Raw genomic sequence first — 17,305 nt, forward strand, 5'->3', positions numbered from 1 at the left:
GGGAGGTGGAGTGTTGATGTGGGTCAACAGACCTGGTGCTAGGAGCCATGGGCTGGCCCGGATTCCCTGTGGGAGCGAGCCTGCTCGCGATAGCGGAGTGTCAGCCACTGACTTGCAAGCTGATTCACTGCTATCGCGAGCAGGCTCGCTCCCGCAAGGGATTTCGGGGGCTCAGGAGATCGTGGGCAGCCCGAAAAACGCCCGCGCACATGCTGTGCTGTGAGCGGCCAGGTCTTCTTGGGTTTCGCCTCGATGCAAGGCGATTTCCCGCAAGACTTCGGTCAGGTAGGCCGGCTCGTTGCGCCCGTTCTTCGGTTTGGGACGCAGGGTGCGGGGCAGCAGGTAGGGCGCATCGCTTTCGAGCATCAGCCGGCCGCGGGGGATTTCGCGTACCAACGGGTGCAGATGCGTGCCCCGGCGTTCATCGCAGATCCAGCCGGTGATGCCGATGTGCAGGTCCAGGTCCAGGTAGTTGAACAGCGCCTTTTTCTCACCGGTAAAGCAATGCACCACCGCAGCCGGCAGACGGTCGCGGAAATCCCGCAAAATCTCCAGTAAGCGCTGGTCGGCGTCGCGTTCGTGAAGAAAGACTGGAAGTTGCAGTTCCGCCGCCAGGGCGAGGTGTTCTTCCAGGACTTTCTCCTGTTGTGGGCGAGGGGAGAAGTCCCGGTTGAAATCCAGTCCGCATTCTCCAACGGCACGGACGTGGCTTTGCTTCAGCAGGTCCTTGAGGTGCCGGGCGCTGTCGGCTGTCCAGTCGCTGGCGCTGTGGGGATGGATGCCGGCGGTGGAGAACAGGCGCTCGCCGGTCTCATCCAACTGTTGGCACAGCTCGAGAGCCTGTTCGCTGCCCTCGATGCTGGTGCCGGTCAATACCAGTTGGCAGACCCCTGCTTCATAGGCGCGCTCAAGCACTGCCTGCTGTTTGTCGGCGAAACTGGGGTTGGTCAGGTTGACGCCGATATCGATGAGTTGCATGGTGCTACCTCGGCCCAAAGGCCGGAAAGCATATCAGAGCTGTAGATTTATAAGAAAAGCCAAGAACTACAACGAGTTGAGGCTGTCTGTTGAGGCCATGAGACAGGTCGGGTTGGTATAAACGCCATCACTGTGCCAGTCTTGCGCACTTTTCAGCGCCCCAGGTGCTCTGTTCCTGTCGACCCAAGCCTCTTTTTTCAAGAAGGCGGGTCGCGGTATTCCTTCCGGAGAGTGGATGACACGTCCCCAGGTGTTCTTACTGCTGTGTTGTTCGCTGCTGCTGCCAATGCCGGCGGAGGCGCGGCTGCCTGGGCCGGTGCAGGCGGTGGCGCCGGGTACGGTGCGTGACCTGGCGCAGATCCGCAGCAGTCGAGTGCTGAAAGTATTGGTCAACCAGAGCCGCAACAGTTCCGGTGAAGTCCAGGGGCAACCCATCGGCGTCGAATACCACCGGTTGCGGGCGTTCGAACAATACCTTAACGGTCATGCCCGGGATGGCCAGGAAATCACCCTCAAGATCATCCCCAAGGCCAAGGACCAGTTGCTCGGTGCCCTGCAACGCGGAGAGGGCGACCTCGTGGCGCCGGGTGAATTGCTTGAGCCCTTGGCCAGTCACGCGGTCAGTGCCAGCGATCCGATTCGCAGTGGCGTGCCCTTGATGCTGGTGGGCATCAAGGGGGAGAAGCGCTACACGCGGGTGGAGCAGTTGTCCGGCAAGACCCTGGCCTTGCCCAACGGCAGTGCGGCGGGGGACGCGGTGGGGCAGATCAACCAGAAGCTGGCTTTGCTCAAGTTATCACCGGTGAAGATCGAATGGGTCGACCCCACCCTGGCGGTCGAGGATGTGCTGGAAATGGTCCAGGGAGGGATTTTCCATCTGACCATTGTCGAGCAACCCATCGCCGAGCGCTGGGGCAAGATCCTGCCCAAGCTGCGCTTCGACCGGCAGTTGCTGATCGGTGAGCCGGATAACGAGCACTGGTTCGTTCGCCGCGACGCCGCCATGCTGCGGGCGAGCATCAACGGCTTCCTGACGACCTACAAGGTACCGTCCAACGAGGACGCTGCGTTCCTGCGCATCTATCGTCGTTTGTACCAGGTTCATTATCCGCTGGCTCGGGCCGACCGCCAGCGGCTGGAGAAACTGCGCCCGGTGCTGCAAAAACATGCCGAGGCCCAGGATATGGACTGGCTCAACCTCGCGGCCCTGGCCTTCAAGGAGTCCGCTCTGCAACCCAGCGCCCGAAGCGGTAGCGGTCCCACCGGGCTCATGCAGATCACTCCGGCGGCGGCGCAGCGGGTCGGGGTCGGCAACATTCAGAACCTGGACGCCAATGTCCAGGCCGGCGCCAAGTACCTGGCCATGATCCGCCGCAAGTTTTTTTCCAGCCCCAAGCTCAACGAGCGCGAACGCATGGCCTTTGTATTGGCTGCCTACAACATGGGTCCCGAACGCGTCCAGGGCATGCGTGCCGAGGCCCGGCGGCGTGGACTGAATCCCAACCAGTGGTTTTTCCAGGTCGAACGTATTGCCATGGAGCAGGTAGGAATGGGCGCCGTCAGCTACGTTAATAGTGTGAATAAGTACTATCTGGCGTTTGATCGGGAGCGGGAGTCGTTGGAGCCGAAGGAACAAAAGGTTGCACTGCGCAAATGATCGAATAAGTTGATTGGTATGACGGATATATTGCGTTTTTAACATGAGTTTTATTGATTAATATAGCGACCAACCCAACCTTCCCAAGGAAATGAACCCATGAGCTCTTTCGTCAATAAAATCCTGTCCACCCGTGCCGGCTACGGCCTGACCGTCCTTCGCATTGCGGTCGGTGTCATTTTTGCGGCTCACGGCTCGCAAAAGCTCTTTGGTCTGTTTGGTGGCTACGGGCTGGCGGGAACCGCGCAGTGGATGGAAAGCATCGGCCTGACACCCGGCTACGTAATGGCCACATTGGCCGGTGGCACCGAGTTTTTCGCCGGGTTGGCCTTGATCGTTGGCCTGCTGGTTCGTCCGGCGGCGTTGGGGTTGGCTTTCCTGTCCCTGGTGGCTATTTTTTCCGTGCACATCGGCAATGGCCTGTTCATGGCCAACAACGGTTATGAGTTTGCCCTGGCGCTGCTGGCCGCGAGCATTGCGGTGTTGATCGAGGGTGCAGGCAAGCTGTCGGTCGATCGCGCCATCGCTAGCTGATCATCGAGTACAACCATCGAAGGCCCGTCTGGTACGGGCCTTTTTTGTGGCTGCAGATTCTTGACACTGGCCCGTCGGCTTCTCTAGGATGCTGTCCATGCGCCGATTTAAACAGCTACTTGCGGGGCGCCAGGTGACTCATCCAGTCATCGTCAGAAGCTTGGAACAGGCTTCGAAATACCGCTAAAGCGCTGGTTCGGTGTTGCCTCTCACCTGCCATGCAGACTTTTTGAGGCAGAGACACGACACGATGAACGCACCCAGTCCCCTTGTACGTCTTGCGCCGATTACGGCGAGCCTTCAGCGCAATCCCAAAATCCTCTTGGGCGGTACCCATCAGCCAACGTTGTTGCGTTATCTCGACGGCTGGCCGCGGCGCAGCCACGGGCCCGCTGCATTCCTGATCCAGTTTGTCGAAGATGGCGAGTCCCTGGCACGTTTCGCCAGCGATAGCTTCGATCTGGCGGTCATCCAGTCACCCAGTGCGGCGGATGCGCCTGAAATGATCCGGCAGTTGACCCGTGTGGCGCGGCAAGGGCTGATCACCCGGCGCTGAGGCTGCCTGCCTTGGCCGACGCCTTGAGACCGTTGGCGTGCATGCAGTTGAATACAATCCGGCTGCGGGTCGACCAATCGGTGTTGATGATGTGGAAGCGCTGGATATAGCTGCTACTGTCCCTGGACTCGAACCACTCATCTATCTTTTCACTGAAGTCGTCGGGAAGATGAAGAGGCAACACGTATTTCGCGCATTGTATCGAGCGCAATACGAAGTCGGGTTTCTGCCTGGCGGATTGCTCATCCATGAATGCTTTCAAGGCCGCGGTGGAGTTCAGGTTCTTACCGCTCCATTGATGCTCCACGCCCTTCCAGTACTTCGCCCTGACGCGGTGATTGTAGGAAATCACAACGGTCTTCTCCGGACGATGGGTCCATATATCTTCCAGCGTTGAACGCCGCCAGTTCCGGGGGATCAGCCGTTGTCCGATTTTCGAATCGATCAGGCTGTGCAGTTCCTGGTGGATGGTCCGGTTGAAATGCTTGAATTTATGAAAGTTCAAGATAACGATTTCCTTGGCCCTCGTGGCCTTGTGCTCGGGGTCGTCGTAAAAATCATTCAACGGAGCCAGAACGTCACCGCCCACCGTGCGTCCGGAGGAGGTGAGGTGAAACAGTTGGAAGCGCTTGTCACTGCCGACAGGGGCGGTGGCGGAGAACACCACGCGCAGGTCGAGCACGCGAAAGCCCGCCAGGACCTGTTCGATGATCGGCACGTCCTGGGTCTTTTCCTGAGGCAACGTAGGGTTGGGGGCTTTTTTGTCTGCGCCGGAGTCATGGGTGCCGGGCAGAATCAATTCGTCGATACGCAGTTTGTATAACTGAGGGGTGTTGTACATCCAGCAGTCCAATCCATGGTGGGTAGCCTTCATGATTATTCATCCTTGAATAATGTTCTGAGCGAAAGGCACGAGGCAGCGTGCGCCGGTCATTTTGCGCAGCGCTGTCATCTTGTCAAAGGATCAAGTTTGCTGGGATGTTTCGAGGCCGCTGGGCTTTATCGGCGGCTCATGGATAAGTGATGTCCACGACATACACCCGCTTCTCGCCTGTCGGTGTCTGCACCCTGACTTCAGCATCCAATGCCTTGCCAATCAGCGCCCGTGCCAGTGGCGAGTCGATACTGATCAGGTTCTGTTTCAGATCCAGCTCGTCGGGGCCGACGATGCGATAGCGAGCCTCGTTACCGTCCTCGTCTTCGACCGTGACCCAGGCGCCGAAATACACCTTATTCGGGTCGCTGGGTTTTTCACTGACGACTTTGAGTGCTTCGAGGCGCTTGGTGAGGAAGCGGACGCGGCTGTCGATTTCCCGCAGCATTTTCTTGCCGTAGGTGTATTCGGCATTTTCCGAGCGATCACCCTGGGCCGCCGCCTCGCTGACCGCCTGGGTCACTTGAGGGCGGCGCACATGCCAAAGCTCGTGGAACTCGGCGCGCATCCGCGCCTCGCCCTCGGGGGTGATCAGCGCGGTGCCTGCGGTACGAGGTGGGCGATAACGGCTCATGGCAACTTCTTGTGGTGGTAAGGACGGAAGTCTATCAACCCTCGCGCAACACTGTCAGCGGGCTGGCGTTGAGCGCCCGCCGGGTGCCGAACACCCCCGCAGCGCCGATCAGCAATGCGCCCGCCAGCGGCAACATCAGCAACCATGGATGCGGATGCCAGGGCAGGTCGAAGGCAAAGCGGTAAAGCACCAGACTGACCAGTTCCGAACCCAGGGCCGCCAGTAACCCGCTGACTGCACCCAACAGGCCGAATTCGATGCGTCGGGCCTTGACCAGCAAGGGACGTTCTGCCCCCAGGGCCCGCAGCAACGCGCCTTGACGAATCCGTTCATCGAGGGTGGCCTGCAGGCCGGAGAACAGCACGGCCATGCCCGCCGCCAGGACAAACAGCAGCACGTACTCCACGGCCAGGGTCACCTGGGCCAGAATGCTGCGCAGTTGTTGCAGCAAGGCTTCGACCTGCAGAATCGTCACTGCCGGAAAGGCCCGGGCCAGGTCGACAATCTGCTGGTCGTGACCGGCGGCCAGATAGAAACTGGTGAGATAGGTGGCCGGCAGGTCCTTCAGGGTGCCGGGTTGGAAGATCATGAAGAAGTTGGGCTGGAAGTTGTCCCAGTTGATCTCCCGCAGGCTGGTGACCTTCGCTTCTCGGTTGACGCCACCCACGCTGAACACCAGCCGGTCGCCCAGTTTGATCTGCAGGTTCTCGGCCACTTTGCCCTCCACCGAAACCCCCGGTATATCGTCCGGTGGCTGCTGTGGCCACCAGTTCCCGGCGGTGACGACGTTGCCTTCCGGCAGGTCCGCAGCCCAGGTCAGGCTCAGGTCGCGCTGCAGTGCCCGGTCCCCGGCCGAGTCCTTGGTGACGAACTCCTTGGCCGGCTCGCCATTGATGCTGATGAGTCGCCCCGGCACCACGGGATAGAGCGGGGCCGATTGCGCCGACAACTGCAACAGCTTGTCGGTGAAGGCCTGCTTGTCATTGGGCAGGATGTTCAGGGCGAAGTAGTTGGGGGCATTTTTCGGCAGCTGGTTTTGCCAGGTATCCAGCAACTCGCCACGCAACAGTGCGATCAACGCCATGGACAACAGGATCAGGCCGAATGCCAATGCCTGGCCGGCCGCAGCCAGGGGATGGCGCAGCAATTGGCCGAGCCCCAGCCGCCAGGGCAGGGACGCGCGGGCGAGCATCCGGCGCAGGCTCTGGAGCAGCAGCAACAGCAGGCCGCCCAGCACCAGCGCGGCGACGACGCCGCCGCCGAGCAGGGCGAAGGTCAGCACCAGGTCCAGGCTCAGGCGCCACATGATCAGGCCAAGGGCACCCAGCGCGGCACCATAGACCACCCAGGTACTGGAGGGGATGGGCAGCATGTCCCGGCGCAATACGCGCAACGGCGGCACCCGCCCCAGCGCGGCCAGGGGCGGCAGGGCGAACCCTGCCAGCGCCACCAGCCCGGTGCCGATCCCGGCGATTGCCGGCAGCAGGCCGCCGGGCGGTACGGTGGCGGGTAGCAGGTCATGCAGCAAGGCGAACAACCCCAATTGGGCGACCCAGCCGAGCAGGGCGCCGCTGAGGCTCGCCAGCAGGCCCAGTACCGTCAGTTGCAGGCTGAACAGCACCATGGTTTCCCGACGTGACAAGCCCAGGCAGCGCAGCAGCGCACTGGCATCGAAACGTCGGGTGGCGAAACGGTTGGCGGAGAGCGCGACCGCAACGCCGGAGAGGAGCACAGCCACCAGGCTGGCCATGTTCAGGTAGCGCTCGGCCTTGCCCAGGGCGCCACCGATCTGCCGGTTGCCGTCGCGGGCATCCTGCAGGCGCTGGTTGGCTTCCAGGCCCGGCTTGATCAGGTCGCGATAGGTTTGCAGGGCGGACGCCGGGCCTCGCCAGAGATCGCGATAGCTGACACGACTGCCCGGCTGTACCACGCCAGTGGCTTCCAGGTCCTTGAGGTTGATCATGACCCGGGGTGTGAGGCTGTAGAAATTGCCGGCGCGATCCGGTTCGTAAGTCAGCACCCGGCTCAGGCGCAAGGTGATGTTGCCGACATCGATGCTGTCGCCGATCTTCAGGTCCAGTGCTGTCAGCAGTCGGGCTTCGACCCACGCCTCGCCCGGGTTCGGTCGTCCTCCGGATTCTTCCGGGGCGAAGGGGGACGGGGCGCTTTTCAGTTCGCCGCGTAACGGGTAGAGGTCGTCGGCAGCCTTGACGCTGGACAGCTGGATACCGTTGTCGGTGGCGACGACGCTGGAGAACTCCACGACAAGAGCGTGCTCCAGACCCAGCTCAGTGCCGCTGCGGATCTGTTCGGGGCGGGCAGGCGAGCTGCCTTCAAGCAGCAGGTCCGCACCGAGGAATTCGGTGGCGCGCAGCATCATCGCGCCGTTGAGACGGGCGCCGAAGTAGCCGATGGCGGTGCTTGCCGCCACCGCGACCAGCAAGGCGAAGAACAACACACGCAACTCGCCGGCGCGGGCGTCGCGCAGCAATTGACGGACGGCGAGACTGAACAGGCGCAACAGCGGCAAGCGTGCCATCAAGGCTCCAGGGGGGCGACCATCTGGCCGGCTTCAAGTCGGATCAGGCGCCGGCAACGATGGGCCAGGCGTTCGTCATGGGTGACCAGCACCAGGGTCGTGCCGCTTTCCTTGTTCAGTTCGAACAAAAGATCGCTGATGCGCTCGCCGGTGTGGCTGTCGAGGTTGCCGGTGGGCTCGTCGGCGAAAAGCACGTCGGGCTCGGCGGCGAAGGCGCGGGCAATGGCCACGCGCTGCTGCTCGCCACCGGAGAGCTGGCGCGGCGAGTGGGTGAGGCGTTGGCCCAGGCCGACCCGCTGCAACAGTTCCGTGGCGCGTTCGCGGGCATCCTTGCGACCGTCCAGCTCCAGCGGCAGCATGACGTTTTCCAGCGCATTGAGGCTGTCGAGCAGTTGGAACGACTGGAAGACGAAGCCGACGTGCTCTGCGCGGATTCGCGCCCGCTGGTCTTCGTCCAGCGCACTGAGGGCCTGCCCGGCGAGGGTCACTTCACCCTTGCTGGGCAGGTCCAGGCCGGCCAGCAGGCCCAGGAGAGTGGATTTGCCGGAACCGGAGGCGCCGACGATGGCCAGGCTGTCGCCCTTGTTCAGTTCCAAGCTGAGTTCGTGCAGGATGGTCAGTTCACCTTCCGCGCTGGGAACCACTTTGCTAAGGTCCTTCGCGGTGAGAATGCTTGAGCCCATGGAGAATCCGATGCGTGTGTGGTTTTTGAGTGCCGGCCTGGCCTTGATGTGCATGGTCCAGAACGCAGCGGCGGGTACAGTCCTGATCGTTGGCGATAGTATCAGCGCGGCTTTCGGCCTGGATACCCGGCAAGGCTGGGTGTCATTGCTCGAACAACGGCTCAAGGCCGAGGGTTTTGACGACAAAGTGGTCAATGCGTCCATCAGTGGCGACACCAGCGGAGGAGGCCAGGCGCGGCTGCCGGCGCTGCTTGCAGCCCATAAGCCGGACCTGGTGATCCTGGAGTTGGGCGGCAACGATGGCTTGCGCGGACAGCCGCCAACACAATTGCAACAAAACCTTGCAGCGATGATTGACGCCTCCCGCGCCAGCGGTGCAAAGGTGTTGCTGCTGGGTATGCAGCTGCCTCCCAACTACGGTCGGCGCTACACCGATGCCTTCGCCAAGGTCTATAGCGCTCTGGCCGATGAGAAAAAAGTGCCGCTGGTGCCGTTTTTCCTCCAGGACATCGGTGGGGTTCCGGGGATGATGCAGGGCGACGGATTGCACCCGTCCGTCGCGGCCCAGGGCAAGTTGCTGGAAAATGTCTGGCCGACACTGAAACCGCTGCTTTGACGCTTTTCTACAGGCGGGCTTTCGGCTAATGTGGCGCCCCCGATTTGGAGCCCCCGATGCCGCGTCCCGCCTGGTCCTTGTTTGCCTACCAACTGATCGAGCCTGACGAACAGCTGGACCTGTTCGCCTGCCAGGAAGTGCGGGTGCATCTGGTGACCCGGCAGCTGGAGCTCGGTGGTTCGGCGGACCGGACCCTCTGCGGCAGCCTGCTGCCGGCCCAGCCGCGCTGGTCTGGCGTTGATCGCCGGATATTCCAGGATCATCGCCTGTGCTCGCTGTGCCGGGCGATCCTCGAGTCCCAGAAGCGCGGTACCTCACCGATCTGGCCGGAACTGCGGTTCGAGCTGTAATCGCAGGATTCAAGGCATGCCCTTGGGGGGACTGTGGGAGCAAGGCTTGCCCTGATGCCAGTCAGTTAAGCCACAAACTGTGGGAGCCAAGCTTGCTCGCGATTGCGATAAGCCAGTCAGCAACAATGTTGACTGGTCTGTCGCTATCGCGAGCAAGCTTGGCTCCCACAGGACGCATATCGGACGCGCCATCGCCGCTCTCCCCGTAATACCGGCCTGCGGTGTACAATCGCCGTTTTAATACCTCTATTCGATCTGCGAAGGATGTCCCGGATGTTGCTGCGCTTGCCTGCCGTCGCCCGCTGCCTGTCTCTTGCCGCCCTGTGTATGGCGGGACCCGTTGCTGCACTGCAGCTGCCCCTGCCACCGCCGGGTGAGGACATTGTCGGCCAGGTACAAGTGATCAAGGCCAAATACGAAGACACCTTCGCCGACCTGGGCACGACCTATGACCTGGGTTACACCGAGATGGTCGCCGCCAACCCGGGCGTCGACCCCTGGTTGCCGGGCGCCGGTACGGAGATCGTGCTGCCGACCCGTTTCATCCTGCCGCCAGGTCCGCGCGAAGGCATCGTGATCAACCTTGCCGAGTACCGCCTCTACTACTTCCCCAAGGGCCGGAACGTGGTCTACACCTTCCCGCTGGGGATCGGCCGTGAAGGTTGGGGCTCGCCAATCGCCCACACGAGCATCACGGCCAAGACGCCGAACCCGACCTGGACCCCACCGGCCTCGATCAAGGCCGAGCATGCCGCCGATGGCGACCCGCTGCCGAATGTGGTGCCGGCTGGCCCGGACAACCCGCTGGGGCCTTTCAAGTTCACCCTGGGCACCCCGGGCTATCTGATCCACGGCTCGAACAAGAAATTCGGTATCGGCATGCGCACCAGCCACGGTTGCTTCCGGATGTTCAACAACAACGTTCTGGAGATGGCCGGCATGGTGCCGGTGGGCACGTCGGTGCGGATCATCAACGACCCCTACAAGCTGGGCTTGAGTGGCGGCAAGGTTTACCTGGAAGCCCATACACCGCTGGACGACAAGGGCAACCCGTCGGTGGTGGACAAGCACACCGCGGTGATCAACGCGATGCTCAAGCGCGAAGACATCACCAGCAACCTGCGCATGGACTGGAACGTGGTGCGTGACGTGGTGGCTGCCGAAGATGGCCTGCCGGTCGAGATCGCCGTGCCAAATGCGTCGGCACCGATGGTTTCGAGCGCACCGATCGACTTGCAGCAGTAAGGTTCTGTTTCGACCCGCCGGCGTTTTGCGATGCCGGCGGGTTTTTTATTGCCCGGGGAAAACACCAGGCAATAAAAAAGCCGACCCAAAAAATGGGTCGGCTCGATAACAATCCCGAGGGACTATTACTTGCGGCTAGCTTTGTCCAGCATGCGCAGAGCACGCTCGTTAGCTTCGTCAGCAGTCTGTTGTGCTTTTTGAGCAGCAGCCAGAGCTTCATCAGCTTTACGGTAGGCTTCGTCTGCACGAGCTTGGGCGCGAGCTGCTGCGTCTTCGGTAGCAGTCAGACGTGCTTCGGTTTCTTTCGATGCGCTGCTGCAACCGGTAGCCAGAACTGCGGCCAGGGCCAGAGCAGAGAATTTCAGAACGTTGTTCATCGTGTTCCCCTTCAAGGACTTTCTATTTAGTGACTGTCTCCTCAGAGTGAGGAGTTAGCCGGCGTACATACTACCCATTACTTGTAGTAAGTAAACTGACGTAGCGCAAGAAGCAAAAAAATTGTAGGCGGTGATTCTTTTTCGAGCAACTTTTCTTGCTGTTGTTTAAAAAATACACAGCGCCAAGCCCTTGAATGGAGCGCGTCAGTGCACAAAAGTTCCGCTGGCGAGAGGAACTCCGGCAGGGTCGCTAAAGTCGCTGTTTATTGATTCGCCTACACTTTTGTTCATTTTTTGCGCAGCGTCCCGGGCATCTTTATTGGTAGGAGTGGTGACTTTAACTACGCGCGCTCGTCTCAAGACTCAACAACTGGCGATGTTCAGCTATTGCGCCTTCGCTAAATCCGACGAGGCTACCCTCCAATGACAGGTGTGCCTTGAGCATTTGCGTCATTGGTGCCTACTATTCACGACGTGCTCGGGTTTGAGTGATTGATTTTTTTGCGCTCGGTGACCGGACAGGCACGGGGTGGCGTAGATGTTCCTTCGCCGGAAAAACATCGGTAAGGTAGGGGTCAGCATTTAGACCCGCGAGGAGTAGTGATGAGCGAGGCGTTGTCCATCCACCATGACCAGGCTGGTCATCAGTTCGAGACCACTGTGGACGGTCATCGTGCCTATCTGACCTATATGGACCTGGGCAAGCAGACCCTGGATATCTATCGGACGTTCGTGCCCAACGCCTTGCGTGGCAGAGGGATTGCGGCAGCACTGACCGAGAAGGCGCTGCAGTACGCCGAAGATATGGGCTATACGGTGATCCCGTCCTGCTCCTATGTGGAGCGCTACATGGAGCGGCACCAGCGGCACGCGGCGAAGCTCTGACGCAACGGATTCCACAATAAAAAACGCCGGGTTGAAAGCCCGGCGTTTTTTATTGTGCGGTGATTGGCCTCAGCTGCGCTGACGCTTTGGCAGCACGTCCTTGAGTTTGGCGTGCATGCTACGCAGGGTGTTTTCAGTCGCGCTCCAGTCGATGCAGGCGTCGGTGATGGACACGCCGTACTGCAAGTCGGCGAGGTCTTTCGGGATCGCCTGGCAGCCCCAGTTCAGGTGACTCTCGACCATCAGGCCGATAATCGACTGGTTGCCTTCCAGGATCTGGTTGGCCACGTTCTCCATCACCAGGGGTTGCAGCGCCGGGTCCTTGTTGGAGTTGGCGTGGCTGCAGTCGACCATGATGTTCGGCTTGATCTTCGCCTTGTTCAGCGCCTGCTCACACAGCGCGACGCTGACCGAATCGTAGTTGGGCTTGCCGTTGCCACCGCGCAGCACCACGTGACCGTAGGCATTGCCCTTGGTGGTGACGATGGACACGCCGCCTTCCTGGTTGATGCCGAGGAAGCGGTGAGGGCTGGAAACCGATTGCAGGGCGTTGATGGCGACGGTGAGGCCGCCGTCGGTGCCGTTCTTGAAGCCCACGGCCGAAGACAGGCCGGAGGCCATCTCTCGGTGGGTCTGGGATTCGGTGGTGCGCGCGCCGATGGCGGACCAACTGATCAGGTCCTGGAGGTATTGCGGGGAGATCGGGTCCAGGGCTTCGGTCGCGGTGGGCAGGCCCATCTCGGCCAGGTCCAGCAGCAGTTGGCGACCGATGTGCAAGCCATCCTGGATCTTGAACGAGTCGTCCAGGTACGGGTCGTTGATCAGGCCTTTCCAGCCGACGGTGGTCCGGGGTTTCTCGAAATACACCCGCATGACCAGATACAAGGTATCGGAGACTTCCGCTGCCAGCACTTTCAGGCGCTCGGCATATTCGTGGGCGGCCTTGATGTCATGGATCGAGCAGGGCCCGATGACCACGAACAGGCGATGGTCGGTGCCGTCGAGAATGTTGCGGATGACTTCCCGCCCCTTGGTCACGGTGCGCAGGGCAGCGTCGCTCAGGGGGATATCGCGCTTGAGCTGGTCAGGCGTGATGAGGGTCTCGTTGGAGGCGACGTTAAGGTCATTGATCGGTAAATCAGCCATCGTGTTACTCGTCAGGTCACGGGTGCCGGCCGCCAGCGATCCCCGCGCGGCGGTGCACAGCGGATTTAAGCGCGTCGGGGAGCCGAACCTTAGCGCGTTACGAGGTTGCTCGACAATGGGCTGAGGCCGGTTTCAAGGGGATTTATCCCAGCTTTTGTGGGAGCAAGGCTTTACAAGAGGAGTAGCAAAGATGCAGGCAGGCGTAAAACCCAGGATCGGGATGATCGGTACCGGGGCAATCGGCGGGTTCTATGGGGTCATGCTGGCGCGCGCCGGTTTTGATGTGCACTTCTTATTGCGCAGCGAATTCGCAGCGGTGGCCGAGAATGGCTTGCGTATCGACAGCGCGGTCCACGGGCCCTTGAGCCTCGATCCGGTCCAGGCGTATAGCAGCGCAGTCGACATGCCACCCTGCGACTGGTTGCTGGTCGGTGCCAAGACCACCAGCAACGCGGACCTGGCCCCGGCCATCATCCAGGCGGCGGCTGACGGTGCGAAGGTCCTGCTGCTGCAGAACGGCCTCGATGTCGAAGACCAACTTCGCCCCTTGCTGCCCGAGTCGCTGCATCTGTTGGGCGGCCTGTGCCTGATCTGCGTACACCGCGTTGGCCCAGGTGTCGTCGCCCACCAGGCCCTCGGCTCGGTCAACATCGGCTATCACAGCGGTCCATGCCGGGACCAGGCTGAACGCATGGCGGTTGTCGACGCAGCGGCAGGGCTGTTCCGGACAGCCGGCGTGGATTCCCAGGCGATGCCCGACCTGCAACAGGCGCGCTGGCAGAAACTGGTGTGGAACGTGCCCTACAACGGTCTTTCGGTCCTGCTGGGGGCCAGCACCACGCCGCTGATGGCCGACCACCACAGCCGTGGGCTGATCCAGGCGTTGATGGCCGAAGTGGTACGCGGAGCCCAGGCCTGCGGACATCACATTGCACCGGATTACGCCGGGTATTTGTTCGCGATGACCGAAAAGATGGCCGATTACTGGCCGAGCATGTATCACGATTATTCCCACAAGCGCGTGCTCGAACTGGACGCGATCTACGGCCGGCCATTGGCGTCGGCGAAAGCGGCGGGGTGTGATCTGCCGAAAATGGAAGCCTTGTACCAGGCGTTGGCGTTCATGGATCGGCGCAACCGCTGATCGGGCGAAGGGGAGCGACATGGCAAGCAACATCGATGACAAACTGGTGCTGGCGATTTCGTCGCGGGCGCTGTTCGACCTGAGCGAAAGCCACAAGGTGTATCTGTCGGAAGGTGTCGAGGCCTATCGGCAGTATCAGATCGAGCATGAAGACGAAGTCCTCGAACCCGGCGACGCGTTCGCCCTCGTGCAGAAGCTGCTGAGCCTCAACGAGCACCTGGGGCGTGCCCGGGTCGAGGTGATTCTGGTGTCGCGCAACAGCGCCGACACGGGCCTGCGAGTGTTCAACTCGATCCACCACTATGGCTTGGCGATCTCCCGCGCCGCGTTCGTCGGCGGACGCAGTCCTTATCCCTACCTCAAGGCATTCGGCTGCGATCTGTTCTTGTCCACCCATGCCGAAGACGTGCGCAGTGCCCTGGACGCCGGCTTCGCTGCGGCCACCATTCTGTCGGGCGGTGCCAGCCGCGCTGCCAGTGAGGAGCTGCGCATTGCCTTCGATGGTGATGCGGTGCTGTTCTCCGATGAGTCGGAACGTGTCTATCAGACCGGTGGTCTCGAGGCGTTCCAGGCCAGCGAACGGCAGTCAGCCCGCGAGCCGTTGCGCGGTGGGCCATTCAAGGGTTTCCTGGCGGCGCTCAATGCACTGCAACGGGAGTTCCCGGAGGATGCCTGCCCGATCCGCACGGCGCTGGTCACCGCCCGTTCGGCACCGGCCCACGAGCGGGTCATCCGGACCTTGCGCGAGTGGGACATCCGCCTGGACGAATCACTGTTTCTCGGTGGCCTGACAAAATCCGCGTTCCTCGAAGCCTTTGCCGCCGACGTGTTTTTCGACGACCAGACGGGCCATTGCGAACTGGCGCGCGAGGTAGTCGCCACCGGTCACGTGCCCCATTGCATCAGTAACGAAGTGAAGCCCTGACTGTCCCGTTTTCCAGGGCCCGTCGCACTCCTCAAGGCACTGCTAAGCTGAATCCATCTCCGCCATTCTGGCACGCGAGGAGGTCACATGATTCGCTCGATGCTGTACGCCACAGACTTGGGGCTCTATGCCCCTTATGTGATGCAGCATGCCTTGGCGTTGGCACGGACGTTTGAAGCCGAGTTGTATGTAGTGCATGCGGTAGAACCGATGGGGCTGTTCGCCGAATCGGTGTTACAAAGCTATCTCGACGAGCAGGCGCTGAACGAATTTCATCGCCAGGGTCTGAATACGGTGATGGCCAATATCGAACAGAGGGTTCTCGACAGTTTCCGGGAGGAGCTGGGGGAGGGGCAGCAGGATTTGAAGCTGATCAGATCGGTCAGGGTGTTTCAGGGCGATCCTTCCCAGGTCATTCTCGAACAGGCGGCGAAACTCTCTGTCGATTTACTGATCGTAGGCAGTCACTGCCAGGGGGCTAGTGGTGAGACGCCCCTGGGCAGGACCGCCGCCCGGGTTTTGCAGTTGGCCCGGGTGCCGGTCTATCTGGTGCCGCTGGTGCAGCGTCGGCGCCAGGGCGAAGCTTGAGGCTAAATGATGGCAGTTTATAAAAAGTTCTAGATTTATTGTTGCGACCATTCATATAGTTATATACCGCCGCTGATGCCCGTGGCGTCCAACTGCTTTGAGGGATACATATGAAGCTTCAACAACTGCGCTACATCTGGGAAGTGGCGCACCACGACCTCAACGTTTCCGCTACCGCACAAAGCCTCTACACGTCACAACCCGGCATCAGCAAGCAGATCCGCCTATTGGAAGACGAACTGGGCGTCGAAGTCTTCGCCCGCAGCGGCAAGCACCTGACCCGCGTAACCCCGGCCGGTGAGCGCATCATCACCACGGCTGGTGAGATCCTGCGCAAGGTCGAAAGCATCAAGCAGATCGCCCAGGAATTTTCCAACGAGAAAAAAGGCACCTTGTCGATCGCCACCACCCACACCCAGGCGCGCTATGCGCTGCCTCCGGTGATCAGCAACTTCATCAAGCAATACCCGGATGTGGCGCTGCACATGCACCAGGGCTCGCCGATGCAGATTGCCGAAATGGCTGCTGACGGTACGGTGGATTTTGCCATCGCCACCGAAGCCCTCGAATTGTTCGGCGACCTGGTGATGATGCCCTGCTATCGCTGGAACCGCTGCGTGGCCGTGCCCCAGGGCCACCCGTTGACCAAGCTGCCGAAGTTGACCCTGGAAGCCTTGGCCGAATACCCCATCGTGACGTACGTGTTCGGCTTCACGGGCCGTTCGAAACTCGACGAAGCCTTCAGTCATCGCGGGTTGACGCCGAAAGTGGTGTTCACTGCCGCCGACGCCGACGTGATCAAGACCTACGTGCGCCTCGGCCTGGGCGTGGGCATCGTGGCGAAGATGGCTGTCGATGCCAAGCTCGACAGCGACCTGGTGGTGCTGGATGCCAGCGAGTTGTTCGAGTCCAGCGTGACCAAGATCGGTTTCCGTCGTGGCACCTTCCTGCGGGGATTCATGTGCGATTTCATCGAGAAGTTCGCGCCGCACCTGACCCGGGAAGTCATGGCCAAGGCCATTCAGTGCCACAACAAGCAGGAGCTCGAAGAGCTGTTCGAGGGCGTCGAGCTGCCGGTGCACTGATCGTCGCTATATCGCCTCGGTGACAGCGAACTGTTGCCGGGCGCCCGCTACGACGATCTCCACTTCATCCCCTTCGAACTTACCCAGCAGGCCCCGGCCCAGCGGTGAGCGAGGGGTGATGACCGTGATCGGTTGCCCCACCAGCGACACTTTCAGTCCCGCGGCATCCGGCCCCAGGAACAGCCATTGCTGGCGCCCATCCTCATCCTCCAGCCCGATCAGGGTGCCCACCTGGATGCCACGCTGCGCGTCATAGGGCCTGAGGGTCAGGTTTTGGCAGAGTGCGAGAGCCTGGCGGATTTCCTCCACGCGCCTGGCTTGTCCAGCGGCGAGGTAGGACGCTTCGAGGCCCAGGGTGTCGTATTTGTTCTCGGCGATATTTTCTTCGTGGGTCGCGGTTTCGTAGGCGGTCTGCGCGGCGCGTTCGGCGATGTCGAGATCGACCTTGAGCTTGTCGAGGATCAGTTGGTGGACGGTCTGTTTATTCAT

General features: G+C 61.1%; 19 protein-coding genes. 11 read left to right on the top strand and 8 right to left on the bottom strand.

What is annotated here, in order from left to right; all coding sequences use genetic code 11:
* Positions 1-171: 171 nt before the first annotated feature.
* A complete protein-coding gene (locus ACODTO_RS06075; RefSeq protein WP_175362962.1) occupies positions 172-978 on the bottom strand; it encodes a TatD family hydrolase in 807 nt (268 codons plus the stop codon).
* Between the two features lie 235 nt (positions 979-1,213).
* Here ACODTO_RS06075 and ACODTO_RS06080 point away from each other — a divergent pair, with 235 nt between their 5' ends.
* From ACODTO_RS06080 to ACODTO_RS06090, 3 genes are all read left to right on the top strand, one after another.
* Complete coding sequence (locus ACODTO_RS06080; RefSeq protein WP_139647042.1) at positions 1,214-2,635, top strand: MltF family protein; 1,422 nt, start codon at positions 1,214-1,216, stop codon at positions 2,633-2,635.
* Between the two features lie 99 nt (positions 2,636-2,734).
* Positions 2,735-3,169 carry a DoxX family protein gene (locus ACODTO_RS06085; RefSeq protein ID WP_489106088.1) on the top strand — a complete coding sequence of 145 codons (435 nt, stop codon included), beginning with the start codon at positions 2,735-2,737 and terminating at the stop codon, positions 3,167-3,169.
* 250 nt (positions 3,170-3,419) lie between these two features.
* On the top strand, positions 3,420-3,725 hold the full coding sequence (locus ACODTO_RS06090; RefSeq protein WP_139647038.1) for a class I SAM-dependent methyltransferase: 306 nt from the start codon (positions 3,420-3,422) through the stop codon (positions 3,723-3,725).
* Here ACODTO_RS06090 and ACODTO_RS06095 read toward each other — a convergent pair.
* The 4 genes from ACODTO_RS06095 to ACODTO_RS06110 all read right to left on the bottom strand — a co-directional run bounded on the left by ACODTO_RS06095 (position 3,712) and on the right by ACODTO_RS06110 (position 8,455).
* A complete protein-coding gene (locus tag ACODTO_RS06095) occupies positions 3,712-4,599 on the bottom strand; it encodes a PI-PLC domain-containing protein (RefSeq protein ID WP_489106089.1) in 888 nt (295 codons plus the stop codon). The genes ACODTO_RS06090 and ACODTO_RS06095 overlap by 14 nt on opposite strands.
* A gap of 136 nt (positions 4,600-4,735) precedes the next feature.
* Positions 4,736-5,233 (bottom strand): transcription elongation factor GreB, encoded by a 498-nt coding sequence (gene greB, locus ACODTO_RS06100; protein ID WP_024776673.1) that lies wholly within the window; start codon positions 5,231-5,233, stop codon positions 4,736-4,738.
* Between the two features lie 34 nt (positions 5,234-5,267).
* Entirely contained in the window at positions 5,268-7,772 is a 2,505-nt protein-coding gene (locus ACODTO_RS06105; RefSeq protein WP_139647032.1) for an ABC transporter permease, read from the bottom strand.
* Positions 7,772-8,455: an ABC transporter ATP-binding protein gene (locus ACODTO_RS06110; RefSeq protein ID WP_139647030.1), complete on the bottom strand. Its 684-nt coding sequence runs from the start codon at positions 8,453-8,455 to the stop codon at positions 7,772-7,774. The genes ACODTO_RS06105 and ACODTO_RS06110 overlap by 1 nt, the downstream gene beginning before the upstream one ends.
* Before the next feature lie 10 nt (positions 8,456-8,465).
* Between ACODTO_RS06110 and ACODTO_RS06115 the strand changes: the two genes are divergently transcribed.
* From ACODTO_RS06115 to ACODTO_RS06125, 3 genes are all read left to right on the top strand, one after another.
* Positions 8,466-9,071, top strand: coding sequence for an arylesterase (locus ACODTO_RS06115; RefSeq protein WP_489106090.1), 606 nt, complete (start codon positions 8,466-8,468; stop codon positions 9,069-9,071).
* A gap of 56 nt (positions 9,072-9,127) precedes the next feature.
* Complete coding sequence (locus tag ACODTO_RS06120) at positions 9,128-9,421, top strand: hypothetical protein (RefSeq protein WP_041020059.1); 294 nt, start codon at positions 9,128-9,130, stop codon at positions 9,419-9,421.
* Between the two features lie 273 nt (positions 9,422-9,694).
* Positions 9,695-10,666 carry a L,D-transpeptidase family protein gene (locus tag ACODTO_RS06125; protein WP_041020060.1) on the top strand — a complete coding sequence of 324 codons (972 nt, stop codon included), beginning with the start codon at positions 9,695-9,697 and terminating at the stop codon, positions 10,664-10,666.
* A 125-nt stretch (positions 10,667-10,791) separates the two neighbouring features.
* Here the strand turns inward: ACODTO_RS06125 and oprI are convergent, their stop codons facing one another.
* Positions 10,792-11,043 (bottom strand): outer membrane lipoprotei OprI, encoded by a 252-nt coding sequence (gene oprI / locus ACODTO_RS06130; protein WP_025113130.1) that lies wholly within the window; start codon positions 11,041-11,043, stop codon positions 10,792-10,794.
* A 603-nt stretch (positions 11,044-11,646) separates the two neighbouring features.
* Between oprI and ACODTO_RS06135 the strand changes: the two genes are divergently transcribed.
* Positions 11,647-11,928: a GNAT family N-acetyltransferase gene (locus tag ACODTO_RS06135; protein ID WP_024776680.1), complete on the top strand. Its 282-nt coding sequence runs from the start codon at positions 11,647-11,649 to the stop codon at positions 11,926-11,928.
* A gap of 69 nt (positions 11,929-11,997) precedes the next feature.
* Here ACODTO_RS06135 and ACODTO_RS06140 read toward each other — a convergent pair whose 3' ends face one another.
* Complete coding sequence (locus ACODTO_RS06140) at positions 11,998-13,074, bottom strand: 3-deoxy-7-phosphoheptulonate synthase (RefSeq protein ID WP_003183777.1); 1,077 nt, start codon at positions 13,072-13,074, stop codon at positions 11,998-12,000.
* Positions 13,075-13,264: 190 nt separating this feature from the next.
* On the opposite strand from ACODTO_RS06140, the gene ACODTO_RS06145 reads away from it, so the two are divergent.
* From ACODTO_RS06145 to cysB, 4 genes are all read left to right on the top strand, one after another.
* On the top strand, positions 13,265-14,218 hold the full coding sequence (locus tag ACODTO_RS06145; RefSeq protein WP_139647026.1) for a putative 2-dehydropantoate 2-reductase: 954 nt from the start codon (positions 13,265-13,267) through the stop codon (positions 14,216-14,218).
* A 19-nt stretch (positions 14,219-14,237) separates the two neighbouring features.
* Positions 14,238-15,143, top strand: coding sequence for a 5'-nucleotidase (locus ACODTO_RS06150; RefSeq protein WP_489106091.1), 906 nt, complete (start codon positions 14,238-14,240; stop codon positions 15,141-15,143).
* An 87-nt stretch (positions 15,144-15,230) separates the two neighbouring features.
* On the top strand, positions 15,231-15,731 hold the full coding sequence (locus tag ACODTO_RS06155) for a universal stress protein (protein ID WP_024776684.1): 501 nt from the start codon (positions 15,231-15,233) through the stop codon (positions 15,729-15,731).
* 110 nt (positions 15,732-15,841) lie between these two features.
* The gene (gene cysB / locus ACODTO_RS06160; RefSeq protein WP_041020064.1) at positions 15,842-16,816 is read left to right on the top strand and encodes an HTH-type transcriptional regulator CysB; all 975 of its coding nucleotides are present in this window, start codon (positions 15,842-15,844) and stop codon (positions 16,814-16,816) included.
* Between the two features lie 6 nt (positions 16,817-16,822).
* Here cysB and ACODTO_RS06165 read toward each other — a convergent pair whose 3' ends face one another.
* Positions 16,823-17,305: a GreA/GreB family elongation factor gene (locus ACODTO_RS06165; protein WP_139647022.1), complete on the bottom strand. Its 483-nt coding sequence runs from the start codon at positions 17,303-17,305 to the stop codon at positions 16,823-16,825.

This window comes from Pseudomonas sp. FG13 (genome assembly GCF_057809755.1).

Bases quoted from the DNA above. Each gene is read 5' to 3' on its own strand.
- ACODTO_RS06075 (WP_175362962.1), bottom strand. From the start codon at position 978: ATGCAACTCATCGATATCGGCGTCAACCTGACCAACCCCAGTTTCGCC.
- ACODTO_RS06080 (WP_139647042.1), top strand. From the start codon at position 1,214: ATGACACGTCCCCAGGTGTTCTTACTGCTGTGTTGTTCGCTGCTGCTG.
- ACODTO_RS06085 (WP_489106088.1), top strand. From the start codon at position 2,735: ATGAGCTCTTTCGTCAATAAAATCCTGTCCACCCGTGCCGGCTACGGC.
- ACODTO_RS06090 (WP_139647038.1), top strand. From the start codon at position 3,420: ATGAACGCACCCAGTCCCCTTGTACGTCTTGCGCCGATTACGGCGAGC.
- ACODTO_RS06095 (WP_489106089.1), bottom strand. From the start codon at position 4,599: ATGAAGGCTACCCACCATGGATTGGACTGCTGGATGTACAACACCCCT.
- greB (WP_024776673.1), bottom strand. From the start codon at position 5,233: ATGAGCCGTTATCGCCCACCTCGTACCGCAGGCACCGCGCTGATCACC.
- ACODTO_RS06105 (WP_139647032.1), bottom strand. From the start codon at position 7,772: ATGGCACGCTTGCCGCTGTTGCGCCTGTTCAGTCTCGCCGTCCGTCAA.
- ACODTO_RS06110 (WP_139647030.1), bottom strand. From the start codon at position 8,455: ATGGGCTCAAGCATTCTCACCGCGAAGGACCTTAGCAAAGTGGTTCCC.
- ACODTO_RS06115 (WP_489106090.1), top strand. From the start codon at position 8,466: ATGCGTGTGTGGTTTTTGAGTGCCGGCCTGGCCTTGATGTGCATGGTC.
- ACODTO_RS06120 (WP_041020059.1), top strand. From the start codon at position 9,128: ATGCCGCGTCCCGCCTGGTCCTTGTTTGCCTACCAACTGATCGAGCCT.
- ACODTO_RS06125 (WP_041020060.1), top strand. From the start codon at position 9,695: ATGTTGCTGCGCTTGCCTGCCGTCGCCCGCTGCCTGTCTCTTGCCGCC.
- oprI (WP_025113130.1), bottom strand. From the start codon at position 11,043: ATGAACAACGTTCTGAAATTCTCTGCTCTGGCCCTGGCCGCAGTTCTG.
- ACODTO_RS06135 (WP_024776680.1), top strand. From the start codon at position 11,647: ATGAGCGAGGCGTTGTCCATCCACCATGACCAGGCTGGTCATCAGTTC.
- ACODTO_RS06140 (WP_003183777.1), bottom strand. From the start codon at position 13,074: ATGGCTGATTTACCGATCAATGACCTTAACGTCGCCTCCAACGAGACC.
- ACODTO_RS06145 (WP_139647026.1), top strand. From the start codon at position 13,265: ATGCAGGCAGGCGTAAAACCCAGGATCGGGATGATCGGTACCGGGGCA.
- ACODTO_RS06150 (WP_489106091.1), top strand. From the start codon at position 14,238: ATGGCAAGCAACATCGATGACAAACTGGTGCTGGCGATTTCGTCGCGG.
- ACODTO_RS06155 (WP_024776684.1), top strand. From the start codon at position 15,231: ATGATTCGCTCGATGCTGTACGCCACAGACTTGGGGCTCTATGCCCCT.
- cysB (WP_041020064.1), top strand. From the start codon at position 15,842: ATGAAGCTTCAACAACTGCGCTACATCTGGGAAGTGGCGCACCACGAC.
- ACODTO_RS06165 (WP_139647022.1), bottom strand. From the start codon at position 17,305: ATGAATAAACAGACCGTCCACCAACTGATCCTCGACAAGCTCAAGGTC.